Origin of the sequence: Paenibacillus sp. PAMC21692 (assembly GCF_014303795.1) — a bacterium.
In the GTDB taxonomy this organism is placed as follows: domain Bacteria; phylum Bacillota; class Bacilli; order Paenibacillales; family Paenibacillaceae; genus Pristimantibacillus; species Pristimantibacillus agaridevorans.
In genome coordinates this window covers 3,704,787-3,728,461 of the sequence record NZ_CP060293.1, presented here as the reverse complement: position 1 = coordinate 3,728,461, position 23,675 = coordinate 3,704,787, and the positions used below count along the sequence as shown (strand labels likewise).

General features: G+C 55.2%; 14 protein-coding genes. 2 read left to right on the top strand and 12 right to left on the bottom strand.

Annotation, left to right across the window (positions count from 1 at the left end):
• Nucleotides 1–85 precede the first annotated feature (85 nt).
• Nucleotides 86–1,930 (top strand): asparagine synthase (glutamine-hydrolyzing), encoded by a 1,845-nt coding sequence (asnB, locus tag H7F31_RS14675; RefSeq protein WP_187104784.1) that lies wholly within the window; start codon nt 86–88, stop codon nt 1,928–1,930.
• 136 nt (nt 1,931–2,066) lie between these two features.
• Here the strand turns inward: asnB and rdgB are convergent, their stop codons facing one another.
• The 11 genes from rdgB to H7F31_RS14620 all read right to left on the bottom strand — a co-directional run bounded on the left by rdgB (nt 2,067) and on the right by H7F31_RS14620 (nt 21,460).
• Complete coding sequence (rdgB, locus tag H7F31_RS14670) at nt 2,067–2,747, bottom strand: RdgB/HAM1 family non-canonical purine NTP pyrophosphatase (protein WP_187104783.1); 681 nt, start codon at nt 2,745–2,747, stop codon at nt 2,067–2,069.
• Nucleotides 2,748–2,753: 6 nt separating this feature from the next.
• On the bottom strand, nt 2,754–3,491 hold the full coding sequence (rph, locus tag H7F31_RS14665; RefSeq protein WP_187104781.1) for a ribonuclease PH: 738 nt from the start codon (nt 3,489–3,491) through the stop codon (nt 2,754–2,756).
• 181 nt (nt 3,492–3,672) lie between these two features.
• Nucleotides 3,673–4,770, bottom strand: a complete 1,098-nt coding sequence (locus tag H7F31_RS14660) for an FAD-dependent oxidoreductase (protein ID WP_187104779.1) — start codon at nt 4,768–4,770, stop codon at nt 3,673–3,675.
• A complete protein-coding gene (locus H7F31_RS14655; RefSeq protein WP_187104778.1) occupies nt 4,767–6,839 on the bottom strand; it encodes an FAD-dependent oxidoreductase in 2,073 nt (690 codons plus the stop codon). Before H7F31_RS14655 ends, H7F31_RS14660 begins: the two co-directional genes overlap by 4 nt.
• A 63-nt stretch (nt 6,840–6,902) precedes the next feature.
• On the bottom strand, nt 6,903–8,498 hold the full coding sequence (locus H7F31_RS14650) for an extracellular solute-binding protein (protein ID WP_187104777.1): 1,596 nt from the start codon (nt 8,496–8,498) through the stop codon (nt 6,903–6,905).
• A 37-nt stretch (nt 8,499–8,535) separates the two neighbouring features.
• Nucleotides 8,536–9,408: a carbohydrate ABC transporter permease gene (locus H7F31_RS14645; RefSeq protein WP_187104776.1), complete on the bottom strand. Its 873-nt coding sequence runs from the start codon at nt 9,406–9,408 to the stop codon at nt 8,536–8,538.
• 10 nt (nt 9,409–9,418) lie between these two features.
• On the bottom strand, nt 9,419–10,381 hold the full coding sequence (locus tag H7F31_RS14640) for an ABC transporter permease (RefSeq protein WP_315970563.1): 963 nt from the start codon (nt 10,379–10,381) through the stop codon (nt 9,419–9,421).
• Between the two features lie 178 nt (nt 10,382–10,559).
• Nucleotides 10,560–12,362: a sensor histidine kinase gene (locus H7F31_RS14635; RefSeq protein WP_187104775.1), complete on the bottom strand. Its 1,803-nt coding sequence runs from the start codon at nt 12,360–12,362 to the stop codon at nt 10,560–10,562.
• The gene (locus tag H7F31_RS14630) at nt 12,359–13,618 is read right to left on the bottom strand and encodes a response regulator (protein WP_187104774.1); all 1,260 of its coding nucleotides are present in this window, start codon (nt 13,616–13,618) and stop codon (nt 12,359–12,361) included. The genes H7F31_RS14635 and H7F31_RS14630 overlap by 4 nt, the downstream gene beginning before the upstream one ends.
• Nucleotides 13,619–13,904: 286 nt before the next feature.
• Nucleotides 13,905–20,084 (bottom strand): S-layer homology domain-containing protein, encoded by a 6,180-nt coding sequence (locus tag H7F31_RS14625; RefSeq protein ID WP_187104773.1) that lies wholly within the window; start codon nt 20,082–20,084, stop codon nt 13,905–13,907.
• 317 nt (nt 20,085–20,401) lie between these two features.
• Entirely contained in the window at nt 20,402–21,460 is a 1,059-nt protein-coding gene (locus H7F31_RS14620) for a GerMN domain-containing protein (protein WP_187104772.1), read from the bottom strand.
• Nucleotides 21,461–21,591: 131 nt separating this feature from the next.
• Here H7F31_RS14620 and H7F31_RS14615 point away from each other — a divergent pair, with 131 nt between their 5' ends.
• Complete coding sequence (locus H7F31_RS14615) at nt 21,592–22,131, top strand: phosphatidylglycerophosphatase A family protein (protein ID WP_187104771.1); 540 nt, start codon at nt 21,592–21,594, stop codon at nt 22,129–22,131.
• 229 nt (nt 22,132–22,360) lie between these two features.
• Here H7F31_RS14615 and glpX read toward each other — a convergent pair whose 3' ends face one another.
• Nucleotides 22,361–23,332: a class II fructose-bisphosphatase gene (gene glpX, locus H7F31_RS14610; protein WP_187104770.1), complete on the bottom strand. Its 972-nt coding sequence runs from the start codon at nt 23,330–23,332 to the stop codon at nt 22,361–22,363.
• Between the last annotated feature and the right edge of the window lie 343 nt (nt 23,333–23,675).

Below are 23,675 nucleotides of genomic sequence, written 5' to 3'. Positions count from 1 at the left end.
TTGTGGACAGACATTTTATCCCTTTTTTCCGCATATAACTGTTTATTATCGCAACTGGAGTCCAGCATAGAGAGGAATGAGATAGATGTGTGGAATTACCGGCTGGATCGATTGGAACAGTGACTTGACCCGGGAAAGCGCCGATCTGGAGCGCATGACCGAAACGCTTGCGCCGCGCGGGCCGGACGCCGCAGGCACCTGGATTTCCGCGCATTGCGCGCTAGGACATCGCCGCTTGTCCGTCATCGATCCCGAGAATGGCGCCCAGCCGATGATCAGGTACACGGGCGACGATCAATACATCGTTGTCTATAATGGCGAGTTGTACAACGCGCCCGAGCTCCGCAAGGAGCTGCAAAGCAGAGGAAGAACGTTCACGACGACGTGCGACACCGAAGTGCTGCTCGTCTCTTTCATGGAATGGGGCCGCTCCTGCGTCGAGCGGTTTAACGGCATTTTCGCATTCGCAATCTGGGATGTGACAGCGCAGGAGCTGTTCCTCGCGCGCGATCGGCTTGGCGTAAAGCCCTTGTTTATATGCAAAGTCGACGGGCTTTTCCTGTTCGGATCCGAGCCGAAATGCATTCTGGAGCACTCCGCCGTGAAAGCCGAAGTCGGCGCCGAAGGTCTCGCGGAGATCTTTGTCATGGGTCCTGCACGCACGCCGGGCCATGGCGTGTATAAAAATCTCACTGAACTGAAACCCGGTCAATGCATGGTCGTTAGCCGCTCCGGGGTCAAAACGATCACTTATTGGCAGCTTCGCAGCACGCCTCACGAGCATTCCGTCGAGGAGACGGCAAGGCATGTCGGAGAGTTGTTGCGCGATACAGTAGAACGTCAGCTTGTGTCCGACGTGCCGGTCTGCACGCTGCTGTCTGGAGGCCTCGATTCCAGCGCTCTAACGACGTTTGCGGTCCAATATTATGATGCTAATGGGCAAGGCAATGTGCATACCTATTCCGTTGATTATCGGGATAATGACAAACATTTTCAGGCACATGCCTTTCAGCCGAACAGCGACGCGCCCTGGATTGAACGGATGACCTCCCATCTCGGTACGGTCCATCATCCGATCCAATTCGACACGCCCGAACTCGTCGATGCGCTTCTGGACGCCACCCTTGCCCGCGATTTGCCAGGCATGGCCGATGTTGACGCGTCGTTGTTGCTCTTCTGCCGCGAGATCAAAAAAGGCGCAACCGTGGCTTTGTCAGGCGAAGCTGCGGACGAAATATTCGGCGGTTACCCTTGGTTCCACCGCGAGGAAGCGCTGAAGGCCGATACGTTCCCTTGGTCGCTCGCTACGGCTATGCGCGCGGACCTCCTGTCTCCGGAGGTGGCCGCCTGGATCAAGCCTCAGGAGTATATCAACGACCGTTATGCCGAAGCCGTGGCCGAAGTTCCGAAGCTGGCCGGCGAGGATGAGCTGCTAAGCCGGATGCGGCGCATGTCCTACCTCAACATAACGAGATTTATGCCGACGCTGCTGGACCGCAAGGACCGGATGAGTATGGCGGCGGGTCTCGAGGTGCGCGTCCCGTTTTGCGATCACCGCTTGATCGAATACGTGTGGAACATCCCTTGGGAGATTAAGACGGCGGGAGACCGCGAGAAGGGCATTCTTCGCAAGGCGCTGCAAGGCGTTCTGCCGGACGATGTGCTCTATCGCAAAAAAAGCCCTTACCCGAAAACGCATAACCCCAACTATTTGACCGCGGTCAAAAAATTATTGCTCGACGTGCTAAACGATCCGAACTCCCCGATTCTTCCTTTGATCGATATAAAGAAAGTCAGGTCGTTGGCGGAATCCGATTCCGCGAAGTCCAACATTCCTTGGTTCGGCCAACTGATGTCAGGCCCGCAGATATTCGCGTATTTGTACCAGGTCAACCTGTGGCTGAAGCATTACAAGGTAAGCGTGGGCTGAGATTTTCTTCAAGAAAAAGGACCTCAAACTCCACCTTAAAGTGGAATTAGAGGTCCTTTCGTTTGCAAATCGAGATGTTCTCATATCATGCGAACACTTTCGGAGCAGCCGCTTCATTAGGAGACATCGCTCGAAATTATTGCTGCTTCATAAGTAGAGGAATCAGCTTTCGAAGCGCATCGCCCCTATGGCTGATGGCTCCCTTCTCCTCCTTGCTCAGCTCCGCCATGCCCCTGCCAAGCTGCGGTAGCCAGAAGAGAGGATCGTAGCCGAAACCTCCGGCTCCGTGCGGTTTGTCCGTGATGAAGCCGTCGACCGTGCCCTCCGCTTCCACGAATTCTCCTGTGACAGGGTCGTACAGCGCAAGGGCACAGACGAACTGCGCTTTGCTGAGTTGCCGAGAACCATCCTCCAGTTGCTGCTCCGAACAGCTGGCGCCGATGCTCGTAAGCTCCCGAATCAGCTTGGCGTTATTGTCTTCGTCGGCCGCTCCTTCCCCTGCATATCGGGCCGAATAGACGCCCGGCTCTCCGCCGAGCGCTTCAACGCGCAGACCCGAGTCGTCCGCAAGCGCCGGTACGCCTAATGCGTCGCCAGTCGTCTTCGCTTTAATTCGGGCATTCGCCGCGAAAGTGTCGCCGTCCTCCACAATGTCCGGAATATCCGGGAAGTCGTGCAGACTAAGGACGCGCTTGCCCAGCTTACCCAGTGCATGGGCGAATTCCTTTACTTTGCCGCTATTCCCGGTCGCGACTACAACAACGTTGGCATCGCCCAATTCGCTGCGGTTCCCGGCAGCCGTATTGTCGTCTCCCATTCTCGGTTACCTCCCGATCCGGTCCGCGATCGGGCCCAGCGCTTCGCGCTGCTTCGCGAACAGCTCGTTAATGCCGCCTTCGGCCAGCCCGAGCAGCTCGTTCAGCTCATCGCGGGAGAACGTCGCTTCCTCGCCCGTTCCTTGCACCTCGACGAATCTTCCTTGGCCCGTCATGACAACGTTCATGTCGACCTTCGCCTTGGAATCCTCTTCGTAGTTCAGGTCGAGCAGCGCACGCTCCCCAATGACCCCTACGCTAACCGATGCCAGGAAGTCGCGGATCGGGAACTTGGAGAAATTGACGTTCGCCGACAGCTTGTTCACGGCGATCGCGAGCGCGACGAATGCGCCGGTAATCGAAGTCGTCCTTGTTCCGCCATCCGCTTGAATCACATCGCAATCCAGCGTAATCGTGCGTTCGCCAAGCGCTTGCAGATCGACGACCGACCGCAAAGCCCTGCCAATCAAACGCTGAATTTCCATTGTCCGACCCGTCAGCTTGCCCTTCGCCGCTTCGCGCTGATTGCGCGAATGGGTCGCTCGCGGCAGCATCGCGTACTCCGCCGTTACCCATCCTTTGCCTTGTCCCTTCATAAAAGGAGGGACGCGTTCCTCCACGCTTGCGGTGCAGATCACCTTCGTATCGCCGAACTCGATCATGACGGAACCTTCCGCATGTTTATTTACGTTTGCCGTTATGGTGACCGAACGAAGCTCATTCGGTTGCCTGCCATCGTTTCTCATCCTATGTATGCCTCCTGATTATGGTCTGTCCCTTAAGTCCTGTCTATTTTATCAAAACAGAACTTTAATTGCACCCGATGCGCGAAGATTAATCGGAATGCGCCTCAAATTAGGAGGGTCAACCCATTCCAGGAGGAGAGATGCTGTTGTTAAACTCCCTGTAATCCGTACTTTCCGGACTTCATCCCGGCAGCCGCACGGCCCGGGCCGCTTCCATGGCCGCATCCACCTGCAGCCGCAGCGCCGCCCCTCCCATCCCGTGCGCCCCGGCCGCCTTAATAATCCGACGGCTCTCCATCGTCCAACACCCGATAACGGCGAACGATCCGTCCGGCGTCTCCAACCAGGCAGCATTCCTTTGTTCCACCCTTCCCGCAGGCAACGATGAGCATACAAACCTCGGCGCGGTCCAGCACTTCTCGCTGACATGCAGCAGCGGGCCGAGCAGCGTGTCAGCTTGACTCTTGATGCGCGTATACACCTGCTCCAGCATCGCCGTAAACCCGATCTCCGTCCCCGCACGGCCGTCTGGCGAATATACGGCCGTCATGACGTAGTATTCTTCTTCGCGAAAGGCCGGCTGGACCAGACATTCGAAATGTGCAGAGCCCAGGTCGAAGGAAAAGCTCTCCGGATGGCGGAGATCCCCTTTCGAACGCGCCGCTTCCGCAACAACCGTCTCGCCGTTTTGCGCCTGTTCGCCTCCGCCTTCCACCGGTATGCCCCGCTTAAGGAAGGTCAGCGTCCACAAGGCGGGCAGCTCGGACGGGTTGACCCGCTCCATTGCCAGCAATTGCGAAGCAAGTACCGCCGATTCCGTGCAATCGGCCACAGCGTCGCATGCGACGACGCGCATCCCCTCGCGCGTGGCGAAGCGCATGCCCGTTACCCGCGTTTCTCCGCTTGCGCCCGGAACATGCGCTTCGCTCCCATCGTCGTCACGCAGCAGCTCGACGGGGAACGTCTCGAGCAGTACGTCCACGCCTCTATCCCGGACGAAACGATCCGCAAGAAGCTGCGTGCGCACCGGATCCATACGATCTCCCTTCAAGGCGCCGCATGCGGACAGCTCATTCAGCCACGACTGAAAGAGCGGATAGCGGTCCGCAAGCTCGCGCATTCCTGCCAATGGCATTCGCGACAGCCCGATCTCGTGCGCAATCGACGTGCCGCTGTTCGCGATCAGCACCTTGCGCCCCGATTCCGCCAGAGCGCATGCATGCATCATGGCCGCCAATCCCCCGCCTGCAACTACCGCATCATATCGTATCCGCCTCATCCCGCATTGTCTCCCCTCTGCTCGAACGTTTCCGTGCGCGTATTCGACTCTATGCGCTCCAACGCCTTGGCGGCAGCCCGCCTGACGGACACCCGCTCGTCATTCAGCCATGTTTCGCAAAGCCCGCGCCCTTGCCGGCCCAGACCCAAGCGAGCCACAATTATGCCCGTTCGCATTTGCAAGTTCCAGCGGACGGACAATTGCGCGTCAGCCTCGGGCGGCACGTAATTGTCGCCGATGCCCGGCCGGCTTGACCATTGCAGCAATCCTTCCGCCAGCTTATCCCGATCCTCTGCCTTCACTTCCCAGCATACCGTCTCCAAATATTGAAGCAGCATGCTGCAGATGCCGGTATTGTAATCCTTCTCATGCAGCGCAGCCACTATTTCGGATGCGGCCAGCGCCTTGCTGCCCATGAGCCGGAGCGCGGCAAGGGCGGCAATCCATTCGGGGTAGGAGCCGGGATTGGCCCTGCCGTTCAACCTGCTCCGGAACATATGAAGCAGAACAGGCTCTGCTTCCCGTCTTCCCAGCAGCGCAAGAGCCATAGCCGCCATGCGGCATCCGGACGTCGGCGCCCCGCAGGCTCCCGACGCAAGCTCCACTTCCGGCGGCGCCCCGCAGGCCCGCGCTGCATGCTCGATGCCTGCCGCTGCCGCCGACTCAGCGGCGGCGCAAGAAGCGAGCTCCCTGCCGAAGGCTTCCAGCAGCGCCTCGGCCGCTCGCTCTCCGAGCAGCCTCAGCCACCAGACCGCGAGCGCTTGTTCCTCCGCGCCGAGCCGCTCCGCCAGCAGCCGTGCCAGCGCCAGCGCCTCCGCAGGCGGCAACTGGCTCACAAGCTCCGGGGAAAGCGATCGCTCGGCCAGCTCGCCCTTGCGAAATTGCAAATTGGCCGTATCCGTCCGAATCAAATCGGGTTCGTTTAATACGCCAAGCTCCACCAGTCTGCGCTGCAGATCGGGCACGGACACTTCCCGCGGCTTCACTTGCAGACGCATGGCCATCGCGGCGGCCACGCCCGCCGCCTCGCCGATCTTCTGAATATCCCGCTGCATCCGGATCGCCATCGACACGTCCCGATCGACCGATAGCGCGCGGCTGGAAACCAGCAAACCTTCGACCCCGCCAGGCAGCAGGCTGCGGTACGGAATATCGCACCAGAGGCCTTTTTTTTCGGTCATATCCAGCATGACCAGCCAGATTTGCGCAAAATCCGATTCATTCCCGAGATCCCGCGCATGGGTGTCATAATAGGAAAAAGCTCTTGCGATCACATCTTCAAAATGGCGATCGTGCAGGAAATCGTCCAGCGCCAGCACATAATCGCCGACAATATGCCGCCCTTCCCTGATCCCGAGCTTTGGGGCCACGGACAACATATGTACATCCGTCTTCCCGCTCTCCAGCAAATTCAGAAGATGCCGTCGGCTTTCTTGGTAGGCGCGGCTGACATCCTCGGCGCTGGGCGAATGGACCCATCCGGCATCGAAGTTTTTCAAATGCAGGCGAAGCTTGCCCGTTTTCGGATTATGCAGCATGATGCGGGGACATAAGGAATACGAATGGGACACCCCGTCGAATTGCCTGCCAACCGAATAGGAAGCGCCCGCCATCGCCGACACGTCGCCTTCCGCCGTGCAATCCACCGTCACTTTTGCGCGAATCTCCGTTGGGCCCTCCGGCCCCGCCGCAAGCACCCCGACAACGGCTCCGTCCTCGACCAATACGTCATAGATCAGATGCCCCAGCATGGTCCGAACTCCGCAGTCGCTGAGCAGTTCCCCATATACGGAACGTTTGGCTTCCGGGTGCGAAATGGCCTCTCTTCCCCCCAGAATGTTTTGTCTGGCCTTTACTCGTCGATCAACTTCATTTTGCAACCCGCCGCGGGAGCCGAAATGATAGTCGCTTACATTGGCGCGAACGGCTACGCCGCCTACGCCGTCATCCATATCGAGCAGCACCGTGCGCGCGCCTTCCCTGGCGGCCGCAATCGCTGCGCTGCAGCCTGCCGTCCCTCCGCCGGCAATCAGCACATCGGCTGTAATCACTTCTTGAACCGCATTCATCGGCCACCCTCCTCGCAATGGCCGGAGGAGAGCTCGACTTTCCCGCTCTCCTCCGGCTATCGTTTATTTGGAGCTTTCCATCTTCGCGATGTAATCGTTCATTTGCTGCACATAGTCGCCGCCGCCGTTTTTGTACCAGCCCTCCAGCAAGCTGTCAAACTCGCTCACCGGCTTCTCGCCCATGATGATCTGCATGATCGTTTGCTGCCATGTTTTCGTGTAATCCATAAAATCCGGCTTTTTCGCCGCTTCCGGGATAAAGGCATTGTCCTTCGCGGGCACGACCGTCTCAATGGATTTCTCCAGCCATGGCACAATCTTGGCGCGTTGCTCATCCGTCAGACTGACCGTCAGGAAAAACGACGTATCGTTGGCCCGCCGCATCGTGGATTGGCGGACTTCCGCCACAACCGCAGGCGGATCGGTGGGCGCCTTCTTGTCGCCGACGACGACATAATCCACTCCCTCGTAACCCTTAGCCGTTTTATCCCACATATCGTCGGAAATCCATGAGTTCAGCACATCGACAATTTTTTGCGGATTTTTTGCCGTGGACGTAATGCCCCAGAAGCCCCACAGCCCTGTCGACGAGGCCGCCAGCGAGCCGCCTTTCACTTCGCCGTTTTCGTTTTTGACAAACAGATACGTCAGTTCTGCGTCCGCATTCGTTTGCTTCAGATCGTTGATCAATCGGTCGTAATGGCCGGAGAAACCCGGGAATACGCCGGTAAGCCCTTTGACGAAGCGCTCACGCTGCTTGCTGTAATCATTGGTTGCCGAATCGGGGTCGAAATAGCCGCTTGTGTACATGCGGGCGCTGAACTCCAGCGCTTTTTTGAAATTGTCGCCGTTGCGGTCGTACAGTGGATTCATGTAGGCGTATTCGCCGCCTTCTGCCGCTTGCCAGCCCGTCAGATTAAAAGCGCCCGGTACGATCGGATCCAACACTTTATTGCCGTTGTAGGCGCCGCCGTAGCCGTAAGTGTCGTTCTTCTGATTGTCGTCGGGATCGCCTTTCGTAAACTGCTCGAGGATATAGGCGAATTCGTCAAGCGTAACCGCAAAATCCGCCGGCACCTCAAAGCCGATTTTGTCCAACCAGTCTTGACGGACAAAATAGGCGTCGTTGCGCACCACTGACGTACGCGGTATACCGTAAATATTGTCGTCCTGATTCATTTTCAATTGATCCCATGAAGCCTGATACGTATATTGCTGCAAATATTCGGCGTTTTCAATATATTCGTTCACCGGGATAAGGAGGCCGTCCTTCACCGCGTTCTGGAAGCTTTGGTTGGCCGTGTCGGTAAACATGACGACGTCCGGATAAGTGCCGGAAGCAAGCATCAGCTGCAGTTGCTCGCTGTACCCCGTTGCCGGCGGAATTTCAAAATTAAGCTTGACATTGTTCAGCTTTTCGATTTCCTCAATAAACTGCTTATCGCTATCCGTTAATTCCGGCTTCGTATAATTGGCCATTATTTTAATTTCGACCGGCGCTTCGTCCTCCGTTTTGCCGCCTTGCGTATTGCCGTTTTGTGCGGACGCACTCGGCTGGGCCGACGGACTCGCCGGATTGCCGCCGTTGCCCGAGCATGCGGCAAGAAGCAGTATGCCGGCCATCATTGAGCCAAACAGGATTTTGTGTTTCGATTGCATCTTGAACCCCTCCAACATTTTTTAGTAATTGCCCGGTTTATCCCTTGACAGAGCCTAGCATAATGCCTTTGACAAAATATTTTTGCAGAAATGGATATACGCATAATATCGGTATCATGACGAGAACCAGCGTAGCGTATTTGATTGTTTCGCTAGTCATCATTTCCGCTCCCATTTCAGCTGCGTTGGCAGAGCGGGCCATCGTGCTCGCTCCTTCTATCACCTCCCGCAAGTACAGCATAAGCGGCCAATTGTCCGGGTTGCGAATGTAGACTATGGCGTTAAAAAAATTGTTCCAGTAGCCGACCGCCGCGAACAGGCATAACGTGGCGATAATCGGCTTGGACAATGGGACCACGATACGGAACAAAATGTAAGGGTCGGAAGCCCCGTCGATGCGGGCCGCCTCCTCGATCTCCTCGGGAAGCGACTCAAAAAAATTTTTCATCAAAATCAGGTTGAAGCCGGTTAACAGCGCCGGCAGCACCAGCGATGCCAGCGTGTCCAGCAAATCTAGCGAACGCATCAAATAGAAATTCGGGATCAGCCCGCCGTTGAACAGCATAGTGAACACGATGAGCAGCATCAGGGTTCTGCGTCCCTTCAGCGCCTTCTTGGACAATGGATAAGCGGTCAGAATGTACAACAGGATGCCTATGCCAACGCCGCTGACCGTGACGATGATCGTATTCGCATAACTTCTCCAGAGCATTCCGCTTTTCATGATTTCCTTGTAAGCTCCGAGCGTCACATCCTCCGGCCACACCATCAGAGGGTTTTGCACATAAGAACTGTAGGAGCTTAAGGAAACGGACACGACGTTCATGAACGGATACAACATCACGACGCATATCAGCGTTATAAGCGTATAATTGATTACGTCCAGCATCTCCGGTTTTCTCCGGATCACGATCCATCACCTACCATAATTGATTTCCGAACAAACGGGCCACCCGGTTAGCAGCCAGCACCATGACCAGACCCACTGCCGCTTTGAACAAACCTACGGCAGCCGCAAAGGACATTCGGCCGTCAATCAGACCGATTCGGTACGTATACGTTTCAATCACGTCGGCCACCTCATAGGTTGCCGGATTGTACAGCAGGAATACTTGCTCGAACCCGTTGTCGAGCACATGTCCCATTTGCAGCACCAGCAGCACGGTAATCGTCGAGGCAATGCCCGGAAGCGTAATGTACCGGATTTGCTGAAGGCGCGACGCCCCGTCCAGCTTGGCGGATTCGTAGAGCGAAGGATCGATTCCGGTCATCGCCGCCAAATAAATGATGGTGCCCCAGCCAGCTCCCTTCCAGATCTCCGCCGATACCAGAATCGTTCGAAAATATTCCGGCTTGAGCAGGAACGGAATCGGGTCAAACCCCATTTCCTTGATGATGAAATTAATCGGACCCGTCGAGGGAGACAGAAAGTTGATGACCATCCCCGACAGCACGACCCATGATATAAAATGAGGCAGGTACAACAGCGTCTGGCTGACCCTCTTGAATATCATATTCCGCACTTCGTTCAGCATCAGCGCCAGAATAATCGGCACGGGAAATCCGAACGCAAGATGATAGAAGCTTAAAATCAATGAGTTGCGCAATACCTTGTAGAAATCGGCGGATCGGATCAGATATTCAAAGTTTTCGAACCCTATCCACGAGCTTGCCCAGATGCCCCGGACAAGACTGAAATCCTTGAACGCGATCATGATGCCAAACATCGGAATATATTTGAATATCAGCAAATAAAGACAGCCCGGAACCAGGAACAGATACAGCCATTTGTATCTGACCATATGTTTCTTCAAATCTTCTCGGCGACTTGGTTGACTTCGCTGATGCGCGCCTGCTGACGCGGCAGCCTCCATATGCTGCATCTTGTCGCCTCCTTTCTTATTGTGTCGTTGATTGGCGCCGGCCTGTGTTATCAGAATAGTGTTGAATCCGCTTCCAAACAATCCCGCGCACTTTACATTTAAGGTTGCTTATTTAGCCGCCAATAAAATACTTTCATTTCCAACAAAAAAAAACGGGGGGCATCCTGCGCCCCGCCGTCTAATCCGTATGAAGTATAGGCAGCCTCATCTCCACGATCGTCCCCGCATTCAGCTTGCTTCGCACGGTAAGACCGTATTTTTCTCCAAAAGCGAGTCTGATTCTCTGATTCACGTTGCGCAGTCCGATATGCTCGTTCTCCTGCAAGTGATCCCTGCGCAAACTGTCGTTCAACGCTTGCAGCACAAGCGGCGGGATGCCCACGCCGTTGTCACGCACACGGATGATAATGACGTCTCTGCTTGAATAGATGCGGACGTTAATCATTCCTTTATGTCCGCTTTGCTTGATGCCGTGGTAGATCGCATTTTCGACCAGCGGCTGCAGCATCAGCTTGACGATGCGGCATTCCAGCACCCGTTCCTCCACCACGCATTCGAACGATATTTGTTCTTTGTATCTCAGCTTCTGCAATTCCACATATAACTTCACATGCTCCAGTTCCTTGCCGATCGGCACAAAATCCTCTTTCGTCTCCAGCGCGAGCCGCAGCAGCAGCGACAGCGAACGAATCATTTGCGAAGCCTCGTTTTTGCCGCTGGTCAATCTCATCACTTTCCAATTGATAGAATCCAGCGTATTGTACAAAAAATGCGGGTTGATTTGGGCTTGCAGCGCGATCGCCTGAGCTTTGCGCAGCAGCTCGTATTTCTCCTGCAGTTGCGCCTCTATGCTATGGCTCTGATCAAAGGACTCCGATAGGTTGGTCAGAATGTACCTCGTTTCATTCCAGTCTGGCTGATCGGACTTGCCAAGGATATGGAACGGATTCCCCTTATTCTCGATCAACGATAAAATTTCACGAATCGGACGATAGCTGCGCAAAGCGATAATAAAGGCAAGAATAATCGCCGTACCGATACTCACCAGTAACAGAATCGCCATCAGATGAATGACCCTTGAACGTTCGGGGTGGTAACGCTCCAGCGACACGGCGGACACGTAGCTCCAGTCGCGTATGACGCCGGACGGCAACTTGCTCAGCACCTGGTTAAGGCCGTTTACCTTGACAATGCGCGATGCCGGGATGCTTCCCAGCTGACTCGCCAGCTCCGGATTGCTCTCCTCCAGCGTCCGATTCAGTTGCGTCGCGTCGCCGCTGTACATCATTTGGCCGCGGTCATCCAGCATGTACACGTTTTGCTGTTCGTTGCCCCCCAGCAAATCGCCCAGACTGTTCAAATTCATGTTGATCGCGATCCTGCCGTCGTCGCCGGTTCCCGGCGCTCTTTCGTTCAGTCGATTAATAAAGCTGAGCAGCGGCTTCCCGCTGTTCGGCGCCGAATCCGCCGCCCAATAATGGGGGCGGTCTCGCATGAATCCGAGCGTTCCCCAATGGGCGTAATAATCGTCGGTTTGGGTCGTGCTGAACCCCGCGGTCAGCAGAAAGTCGTTCAGCTCCGAATAAATAAAGATGGAGTCCAGATACGAATTGGTCAGCTTGATCGTCTGCAAGGTTTGCTGAATCCGCAATATTCGCTGCGCGTCGCTGTAGCTGAGCGGCGCGGACAGCTTCCTCGTCATCAGAATGACGACATCGGGGTCTACCTTGAGCCTGACGGACAATTGCTCCGCATCGGACAGAATCAAATCCATCGATTCCCGGATCCGCGCCAGCTCGCTATGGGCGGAATTTTCGATTTCCGCCCGCATATTGGCATCATTGTGCGCATAGACGAACACGCTGATGCCAACCAGCGGAACGATGATGAGGGTCATAATCAGCAAAAAGTTTCTCAGCAATATACTGTTGAATTTATAGTGGCGGATATAGCGCCAATAATTCATTTCCGTTTTTTTCATAGCTGATCCCTGTATTCCGACGGCGTTAGTCCGGTCTGCCGCTTGAACAGCTTGAGGAAATACTTTGTATTCTTATAGCCGACCAGATAACCGATCTCGTAAATTTTGTAGCGGGGATCCTTCAAATACTGAATCGCTTTTTTTATTCTCATATCGATGCAATAGTCCGAGTAGGTCTGTCCCGTCTCCTGCTTGAACAAGCGGCTGAAATAGACGGGATTCAGCCCTACGTGGTCGGCCACGTCCACCATGGAAGGGTCTGCGTCGAAGCGCTCTTCCATGTAACGTTTGGCCTGCCGAATAATCATCCGCTCCTCGCCATGCGCCTCCTCCGCAACGTTATCGGACGCGTTTTCGTGTATTTGCTCTTCCTCCGTTGGCCCGCGAACGCTATGGATCAGCTCGGCCAGATTCGGATACAGCCTCAGATTGTGCAGCTTGACAGATAACCCGGGCAAAACCGACAAGGAGCCTTGAATATGTAGAAAATAATGTTCCGCCTTCTTCTGCAGGAGCTCCTCGGATACGTCCGTCAGAGCATTGCCGATAATGGAGAAGCGCCGGTCGTCCTTATGAATGCAAGCATAATGAATCTGTTCACGCTCTTTTGTCACTATCACGTTAATGGCTTGGCGATGATCCTGATCTCGTTTGCCGGCGCTCGATGATGGATCCGACCATTCGGCTTCAAGCAGACAGCATCGGTTGTCCGCCGCATGGGGCGACAGACCAAGCACCATCAACTGCTCCTTGTAGTAATCGGTCCCGCGATTCGGACTGCCTCCATGCAGCAAATGGGCAAAAAACTGCTCCATCAGCAGAGGCCGAAGCGTTTTCACATGCTGATGATTACGCTGCTCCCGCTCTCGATTCATTTTGTCCCGATCCAGCTCCTCGTGAATTTTACGGAAGACGTCCGATACTTCCTCGATGTCGGTAGGTTTAAGCAAATAATGCGACACGTTGTAACGAATCGCTTCCCTGGCCAGCGCAAATTCCTGATATCCGCTTAATATGACCACCTTGACGGGCAGATTTTGTTTATGCACGAATTGTGCAAGATCGATGCCGCTGACATAAGTCATCTTAATATCCGTAAGCACAACATCCGTCCCATGCTCCTGTATATAACGAATGGCGTCTTTCCCGTCCTGGAACATCGCCGCAACCGCAAAGCCCAGTCCGGGCCAATCAATCAGATCGGCCAGTCCTTCCCGAATGTCCTCTTCATCGTCGACGATAATCAGCCTATACATATGTCTCCTCCTCATGCAGAAATGGCCGTCTCGACTGAAAGCGCTGTCATTATCTTATTCATTATAATTGTGCCACGTTTTATACGACAATCCAACCACCTTTACATTTAGGGGTGTGGATTCAACTAACGGGCTTTCCCCAAAAGCCAAATCGTGATTTTTTGAATCCCATTTTAAGCCGGTTTTTTTCAAGAAAAGGACCTCAAATTCGACTTTGCAGTGAATTTGAGGTCCTTTCGCGTATAAATCGGGGCATTCCCGTCATGCGAACAGCCCCATGTTTCATTCATTCACCTTCGCCGATTCCGTCCAGCAGCAGTATTCTCGCCAGTACGGCGGCCGCCTCCGCCCTTGTGGCGGCTTGAGCCGGACGGAAGTTGCCGTCGGGGTATCCGGCAATGATGCCGATGCCCGCAGCCGCGGACACCGACTCGCGCGCCCATGGCGCAATCTTGTCCATATCCCCGAAGGTTTCTCCGTCTCCGTTCAATATCGGCGGTTGAACGATACGCATCAGAATAACCGTCATCTGTTCGCGGGTTATCCATTCGTCGGGCGAGAAGCGCCCGTTGCCCGTGCCGCTTATCCATCCCAAACGTTGGGCGGCGGCCACCTCCGCTAGCGCCCAATGTTCCGCCATATCTTCGAAATCCGGCTTTTCTGCCGATCCCGCTTGCGCATGGAAGGCCCGCACCAGCAAAGCGATAAATTCGGCGCGCGTCATTGTCCGATCCGGCTGCAAGCTGCCGTCCGGATAACCCAAAATGATTCCTTTGGCTGCCAGTTCATTCATCACCTGTTCGGACCAGTGGCCTGAAATATCATGAAATACGGGAGTCGGACGCACTTCTTCTTCACTTGTTCCCTCCTTCTCCGGCTCCCCCTGTTCCCCACTCTCCTCCTGCTCTTCCAAAGGGTGCTCGTCATTAGCCGGCGGAACCCACGGAGTCGGACCCGCAGCGTTCGGATTGAGCAGACGGAATGTATTCGAGTGCAGCGCGGCTTCATTGCCCGCGTGATCGGCGGCGCGAACATGCAAGTACCAGTCCCCCCATCCCCGATCCAGAACGACTTCATCGTCAGGTTCGAACGGTTTCCATTCCGCATCGTTGCCAGGCTCCGTGGCGCTTGCCGTCCAAGCGTACAGCAAGCTTGCCGGATCGACTCCCGCCCCGTCGTCCAGAATCGATATCCCTACCGTGACCGATGGACTCGAGGACTCGATTCCGTTCATCTGCAGCTCAATGTCCGGAGGCGTATTGTCCAGCCGGAACGGCTGCGAAACCTTGTGGTAACGAAGACCCGCCGCATCCTCGGCACGGACGTGCAAATACCAAATTCCGTCCGCCCCCGCCAGCTCGAAGCCCGCTCCCGGAGTCGGAGCTGTCCAATCCGCATCGTCGCCCGGCGTCTCCGCTTCCTGCGACCATATCCCTTCGATGGCGATATCGCCATTCGAAGCCGCCGCTTCGACTTGAACCGATCTGGTCCAGCCCTCCATGCCGTCCGGCTGCATATCAAGTTCGATCGGCTCTATGGCAACAAATGAATATTGCTGCTGCGCCGCATGCTGCTCGGCCGTCGAATCCGCGAAGCCGTATATCGTCAGCCCTGCCGTGTTCAAAGCAAGCGGGGTTCCGTCAAACACCGTAGCGGCGCCAGCCGCAACTAATGTCTGCAGTTTGTTGTGACGGAAGGCAGAATCGCCGATCCGCTCTACTCCGTCCGGTACCGTGACGACTGTCAGATCATTGCCGCGAAATGCGGAATGGCCGATCTCGACTACGCTGTCCGGAATGGATACGCTCCGGATGTCTTTGTTCCGGAAGGCCGACATGCCAATGGCGGTTACGGGCAAACCGGCAATTCTCTCCGGAATGACGGGGCTGCCGAGTCCGTTATAACCGACAAGCGTGACTGCATTGCCCTCGGAATTGACCTCGTATTGCCATTCCCCGCTGCGCTCCGCCTTCATGTTCCATGCGCCCGCGATCTGCGGGTACACCGTCAGCGTCGTTTCGTAGTCGCTAACTTTATACTCCCGAAGCGAAACTGTCGAAGTAGGAGGAATGACCAACACCGTCCTGTTATTGGCGGCAACCTCCGTGTTCATAATGAAGCTGTTCAAGCTCAGGATGTCTCCGGTGCTTAGATTGCGGATTTCTCCCGCTACGCGCAATCCCTTCAGATCGCCATTAACCGGGGTGAACGGCAGATCGGATGTCGGCACGACAAGACGAAGCATCTTCTGGGAGGGGCTCGTGCCTGCTTGCGCCAGCGTCAAGTCGATCGGCTCGTCGATCGGCAGCGGCTCCCAGAACGCCGGATAATCGACGGCAATATCGAAGTCGTAATCCCTGTATTCCCTTAGCGGCACCTCCGGCGTAGGCTCGACGACAAGAACAATCGTCCCATTGGTGCGGATTTCATTGCCCCTGATGACGGAGGCCAGCTGCAGCACCGACTGATCCGTCTTGCTTGTCAGCGTTCCGCTTATCCGAAGGCCGCTCAGTTGATTCTCCTTAAGCGGCTGCGGGAAGTCGGACTGGGAGACGACAAGCCTGATTTCGTTCCGGCTTGCGGCCATGCCGACCTGCGTGACCGCAACCGGGAGCGGATTAAAGGCCAGTGCTTGATCGGCGGGGACGGTCACCGACAGTCTTACGTCATGATCGGAGTAAACGGCCAGCGGCACCGATATGGTCGGCTTCACGACCAGCGTCAGTGTGCCGGTATCCGCGCCCGTATTCACTTCGCTGGCGACCACCTCGCTGATCAGCCGTTTGACCGAGCCGTCCGTCTTATGCGTCAATGTTCCCGATATTTTCATGTCTTTCAGCGTATCGACGGCGGGCAGTATCGGGAAGAAATCCTCTGCGGGCACTACAAATCGAAGCGTGCCGGATGTCGGGCTCATGCCGCTGCGCAGCGCCTTGGAGTCCAGCTCCAGCACAGGCCCCAATTGCTTCGGTTCCACGCTCAGCCCCGGATGGGTGAAATCGTACGGCTTCAGCTCCCCGCCGCTGAGCAGCTCCGTCGAACCGCCAACCCTGTCGGCAACCAATTCGTAACGGAAGGTTTCGTCGGGATCGTCCACCTTGATCAGAAACTCGTAAGGATAACCGCTCTTCTCTTGCGTAAACGTCTCGTCTCCAATCATGTAGTTAATCGTGACCTTCTCGGTCGCGCTGTTCAAATCCGATACGTATACATAGGCGTAATAATGATCCGGAGCGACCTGGATGACATGGCCTTTGCCCCGCCCGTGCTCCACCGTGTTGCCTTCCGTATAATCCGAATATTCGAAATCCGGATTGGCGAAAGCAGGCGTGCGCACCTCGGCCAAATTCCGGATCATAACGGACTTGATGCCTTTGCCCGGAATGTCGACGGTAAACTCTCCGCTTTCAATCTGCACGTTCGACGTGTTGCCGTCAGCGTCGTAAACGGTGGCGATGCCTGTATAATTGGGATTCGTCTTCGTCCCGAGACGGATCGTCGTTTGCAGCGGATCGCTGCCCTCGTTCATCAGCGCCAGTCCGAGAACGCCATCCTTGCGCGCGGCGATGTAGTTGATCTCCTTGGAGTCCGGCTCGATAATGTCCCGGTCCAGCCACAGCCACATCCCGTCCTCGCCATAGAACTCGCCCGGCGCATGGCCGAACTGATTGGACGCGAAATAGGCGTACCCCGATTGATAGAGCGACGGGAACGAAATATTTTGCTCTGATTTGACCCAAACGCTGTTGATCAGGAAATCCTCGAGCATGCTGATGAATACAGGGATATGATGCCAGTAGATCGATGTGTAGTCGGGCCCGGTGTACGGGTAGTCTTCTTTCATCTGATGGAAAATGATGCGATCCTGATAATAGCCGGGGTAGTTGCCGAACCGGCCGATCATGGCATTGCGGGCCATCGTATAGAAATACGGATCGTCGGTATAGACGGACAGCTTCGACAGCATCCCGGCCCAGTTGTTCATCGTAATGATGTTGCCGTGACCGGGCGTCACCGTATGCTCGGTTCCCATGCCGACCCGGCCTCCAAGCCAGCCGGGAGCCGTCTCCGTCGGCAGCGGCAAGTTCAATTCCTGTGCCGGCTTGGCCCCTCCGTCCTCATTGCCGAGCCGCCACTGCTTGTCCCCATGCCACCAGAACGTATATTTCTCCGCATTCAGCAGGCGCGGTCCCGTCTTCTCCTGCGTGACCGTGTAGTCCGTCTCTGCATAGTCGTCATGGTACCCGGATGTCCACAGCGAGGTCAGCAGCAGCCTTCCGGTCTCCTCGGCCGCATCCAGATAACGCTGCTCCCCGGTCGCCTCGTAGGCTGCCATGAACGCCGTTAACGGAAGGATATAATCGCTGTAGATAAAGCTGCCCATAAACCGGGCTTCTCTGTTCGCTCCTGCATTCGGATGGCTGGTCAAGTAACGATCGGCCAACTCCACAAGGTTATCCAGATGCGTCTGATCGCCGGTATATTCGTACAGGCTGGCCTGATCGGCTATTCCCGTCAGGCTGGACTGCGTCGAAGCGGCGTCCAGCGCGTAATCCAGCAGGAACGGCATTCTTCCCTGCGTCATTTCGTACAAGCCGCCGTATACATGGGCGCTGAACAGCTGCACGGGACCGCCGAGCGGCGTCGGCAGCACGCTGGAGTAGCTGGCTCCGCCCTTGCTGTCCGTGATCTTGAAATGCTGCTTCTGACGGCTCAGCATGAAAGCAAGCGTAGGCACGGCCCGTTGCTCCAACAGGCTTTCGTCCTCCGTCAGCAGGTAGCGCTGCAAAGCCGACATGGCGTTGGACAAGGTTGTCATATCCTGTTCTTCCATATTGTAATGAGCCATATTGACGGCATCCCAGCCTCCGAAATCATCGTCCATCATCAGGTCGGTAGCGTTATATATGGCTTCATTCAAGGAATGGAAATAATTCGTCCGCAAATCTCTGACCTTGAACAAATCTTCGCTGACATGTCGGAACGTATTGTACCAGGAGCCCTGTTCATAGAGAATGCGATACGAAACCGTATATCGTTCGCCCGCATCGAAGCGGCTATGCTCCGTGCCGAACATCGGAGCCGTAAGCTGCGGCCTGACGTCGCCTTCGGGACCGCGCAGCACCAGCCCGAACGAAGAGGTGTCGGGATAGGCAAAGTCCTGCGGCACGGAAGACGGGTCCATTACGATGCCGGCTGTCATTTCCGCCCCTTGGAACCGCTCATTCCCGGCCGCATAATGAAGCGTAGCCATCGGCGTGAACATATAGGCTTCCGGGATGACGGTCGGCGCTGCCGGAACCGATTTTTTGACATAAAGCATCGGCGCCGTGACGGTGTCGTAGTCCTCGTACGGCGTCTCGTTGCCATTGTACAGCATGAAGGAATACGCGCCCGCCTCCTCAAACTCGGCATCCAGCGTAACCTTGGGATCGAGCGTCACATCGTCAAACTCGAATCGAACAGTCAATTCGGCTTCCGAATTCCCGAACCCCAGATCGATCCGCTTCTCATCCACCTGCTCGAAGCTGCTTGGGACGAACCATACCGGCACGCCTGTTCGGAAGAAGTCGTCCACCACCATATTGACCGTACTGCCGTCCACATTCAGCTCCTGCTTGAATTGCAGGAACTCGCCGGACTGCCCGACAAGTTCGCTGCCGGCCGCCGCCATCATCAAGAAACCCAGTTCTTCCGTTCTGGCCTTGACCCGCAGCCACTGGCCAGAATCGTTAATGTAAATTTCGTTCTGCACCAGCGATCCCTGTTCCCCTTCGCCGCGATAAAACACGATTCTGAACTTCTCGTTTTCGATGGATGCCGTTTCTGCATCCACCAAGTCATCCGCTACAGCCCACGCAGGGAAATTCGCGTCCGGCAGGAACGAAAACGGATTTTCGGGTTCGGCCAGCGCTCTCAGTTCGTCCAAATCTTCCGGTGGAATCAGCGATAGCTCTTTCGTCAGGAAAAATCCCTCATTGCGGGCGTAAAAACCCGAAGTATCGTGAAGAGCCAATTCATTCACACCGGCATGGAGCGTAAACGTGCCCCCATCGCTCCAGCGAAAACCTTCCTGTCCATGGGCTCCGAAGGTATGGCTGATTCGTTCGCCATTCACGCTTGCCTGAAATGTTCTTGTACCGGGTTGATTGGTGGCATAATCGCGATCCCGCACCCACACTCTGTATTCGCCGGCCGATTCAATGCTCACCTTGGCCACTGCCGGCTCTCCCTCGTCTATGCCGCCTCCCGGCTCGGAAGCCGTCGCGCGTCCTGTCACATGTTCGCCTGTCAACGTCCATGAACCAAAGGAAGTGAAATTTCTGGGGATAATGTAATAATGCAGCTTCTCTCCCTCCGCTTCGTCAGGCGCTGCCGCTGCAATCGGCAGCCCCCTCTGCCCGTACGGCAGCATGGCTAACAGCAACGCCGCAGCCAGCAAAATGGCCAAACCTTTTTTCATCATGCTCTTCCCTCTCTTCCACCAAAAATTATCAGGCGCCTCCAGCACATGCTCAAGAAAACGTTTGCATATCGCCTGCCCCTTCATGTTAGGGATGAAAGAGGTTTCAAACAATCCCGGAATCGCTACATTTACGGCCGCATTTTTAGCTATTTAGAGGTGACATAAACTAAACTTATAATTAAGAAGCAACTGTCCCGAAGCGTTCGAATAACATGAGAATATCCGCGTTACAAGCGAAAGGACCTCAACTCCACTTTAAAATGGAGGATGAGGTCCCTTTTCTTGCAGAAATTCGTTTTCCAAACGGGGCGGAAATATTATGATTTCAATGCGTTCACATGATGCGGCCGGCCGACCGGCTTGCTGTAATCGTTGTTGTTGGTGTCCACCAGATTGGACTCGCCATTGATGCGGATCTGGACTTCGGCTTCTCCCGTCGTCTCCGTCAGGGAGAGCACGACCGCTTGCAGCATTTCCGCCGGCAATTGATGACCCGATTCATAAACGGCGTCTTCCAGGTCTACAAAGACAATGCCGTCCTTCTCTTCGATGCTCGCTACTTCCACATCCGGCAAAATAACGCTGTTCAACGCCTTTTTGTTCAGCGGCCCTGCGATGAGCTCATCCATAGCCGCCAAGGCCGGCGAATCTGCTCGGGAGATCAAGCGAGTGATCGGCACGTAATACTGTTCGTCGTTCATCGTATCGGCCGAGAAGTACAGCGTCACCGGCGAAGAGTTCGTAATGGCGACGCCATCCGCCAGCTCGATGTTGATGCCGATTGCACGGGTAAGCTCGCCATTAATCGGGAATCCCGCTACAGGCATTTCCGTTAACGGTTCGCCTTGCACGGACAGCTCTACGCCTTTAATACCGCTCATGGCGGTCAGCGTCCAAGTGATGGATTCGATAATGTCGCGCTCGTCCAACGCGTTGTAGCTAATAAACGGCTCGGAGAAGTCGACTTGGGCGATCTGACGCTCCTTATCGTAGTTGTAGCTCAAAATCTGTGTGCCTTGCGGTATCAGCGCGCGGAAGTCCTCCGGCAGCGTAGACGCGTATGTGCCGCCATCCACCATCAGCTCCAGCGCCTTCTGTCCCGGCATCTCTTCGGCTCCGTAAGCGATCGGAATCGAGATTGGCGCCAAGTAACCGTTTCGATCTTGCAGATACACGGTCAGGCTGGAGCCCCCCGCTTGCCCGTCCACCGGAGCCTGTCCGGTAGGGTCGTTGTTTTCCGTTGTTTCCACGTGTGACGGCGGCGGATCGATTGACTTGCTCGTTTGCTGAGAGAACAGTCCGCAGCCTGCCGTAATGACCGGCAATACGAGTACGGCGGTTAATGCGGTATGGCGAATCCATCTTTTTTGAACCATGATTACAATTCCTCCCCAATGAATATTGCCTGTCGGCTTTGTACAACTCCTTATTTGTAGTACTATGTATACGAGCCCTTCCCTGTTTTAGACCAGTTTTGTCCACAAAATCATGAGGGGGAACAAAGAAGATGAGCAATCCCGCAAAATATAGCTTAAATAGTAAAAAGGTGGCTGAAGCAACAGAAGAATGGCTGGAGAAACGCGGAGTCACCAAAATGGAAATTGCCGAGCTCGTGCATTTCCTGCAGAAGGATTATTTCCCTGAGCTGACGCTGGACGAATGTATGGTTCATGTAGATGCCGTGTTGTCGAAGCGCGAGGTGCAGAACGCCGTTCTGACCGGCATTCAGCTTGATATGCTGGCGGAGGAGGGCAAGCTGCTGCCCCCGTTGCAGGAGATGATTCAACATGACGAGGGCTTGTACGGCTGCGACGAAATATTGGCCTTATCGATCGTCAACGTGTATGGCAGCATCGGGTTTACGAACTTCGGTTTTATCGACAAAGTGAAACCGGGCATCCTCGTTAGGCTTAACAGCAAGACGGAAGGCGAGATCCACACATTCCTGGACGATATCGTCGGCGCCATCGCGGCGTCCGCGGCCAGCCGCATCGCTCACCGCAAGCAGGCGGAACGCGAGGGCGTGACAACGCCTCCGCTGGACTAGTAGCGCGCGGATAGCGGCTGTAAGCCGTGATATAGCGGGGCGCGGAGCGCGGCAAGTCGAGATGTTTGGCTTATAGTCTTGTGCAAATAGAGGGCAATCCCCAAAGTCATCCAACGGAGACTTTGAGGACTGCCCTCTTTTCTGTAAGACATATGAGCTCCTACTCCTAGTAGGAGAAAATTATTCCGATTCACTAGCGACGATGCCCGCTCGCTGCGATTAACTACATTCAGCGCGCTGCCTGGAGGAACGTCTTATTGGGCAGATAGTGAATGGAGCGCACGAAACGAACCGTTTTGGTTTTGGCGCGCATGACGATGGAATGGGTCTCCGCCCGTTCATCCGGGAAATAGCGGACGCCGCCAAGAAATTCGCCCGGGGTGACCCCCGTAGCCGCGAAAATAACATCCTCCGTTCCGACCATATCTTCCATCGTCAGTACCTTATAAGGATCAGCAATGCCCATCGCGATGCAGCGGTCGTATTCCGCCGCGTCGGCGGGCATCAATCTCCCCTGCAATTCGCCTCCTAGACATTTCAGCGCGGCAGCCGCGAGCACCCCTTCCGGCGCTCCGCCCGACCCCACGTACAAATCAATTCCCGCCTCCGGAAAAGCCGGCGCCATAGCCCCTGCTACGTCCCCATCGGATAAAAACTTGATGCGAACGCCAACCTTCCTTAGCACTTTGATGATCGCCTCATGACGGGTACGGTCGAGAATCATCACCGTCAAATCGGACACCTTTTTGTTCAGTGCTTCCGCCGCTTTGGACAAAGTCTCCTCCATGGAATCCGTTATGCTGAGCTTGCCGACCAAAGCAGGTCCGTAAGCCAGCTTCTCCATATACATATCCGGCGCATGCAGCAATTGACCTTTGCCAGCGACTGCAATGACGGACAATGCGTTGTTCAGCCCCTTGGCGACGATCTCCGTCCCTTCCAACGGATCCACTGCGACGTCGACCTCGGGACCGTTTAAGCTGCCCACCTCTTCGCCAATGTATAACATTGGCGCCTCATCCATCTCGCCTTCGCCAATGACGACCGTTCCCCTTATCGACACCGAATCGAACATCGCTCTCATTGCGGAGGTTGCGGCTCCGTCTGCGCCGTTTTTGTCTCCACGGCCCATCCATGGCGCCGAAGCCAATGCCGCCAGCTCCGTAACTCTCACAATTTCTAGCGCAAGCTCTCTCTCCATACTCGCTCTCTCCTCGTAGGTTCATCTCTTTTTTTGGTTGCATTCATGTATTAGCACTCATTTTCATTATTTAATATGTATCATATATTTAATTATGACGCAATATATAAGGGTTGAATCTTCATTAAATCATCATTTTTATTTTAGGTCCGCGTTTAAGTCGGTCATACCGATCTATTCTTCCCGTTAGGCACACTTTTCCGAATTTAAGTCGGTGACACCGATCTACTCTTCCTGTTACGCACACTTTTCCGAATATAAGTCGGTCATACCGATCTATTCTTCCCGTTAGGCATACTTTTCCGAATTTAAGTCGGTCATACCGATCTAATCCTCAGCGACT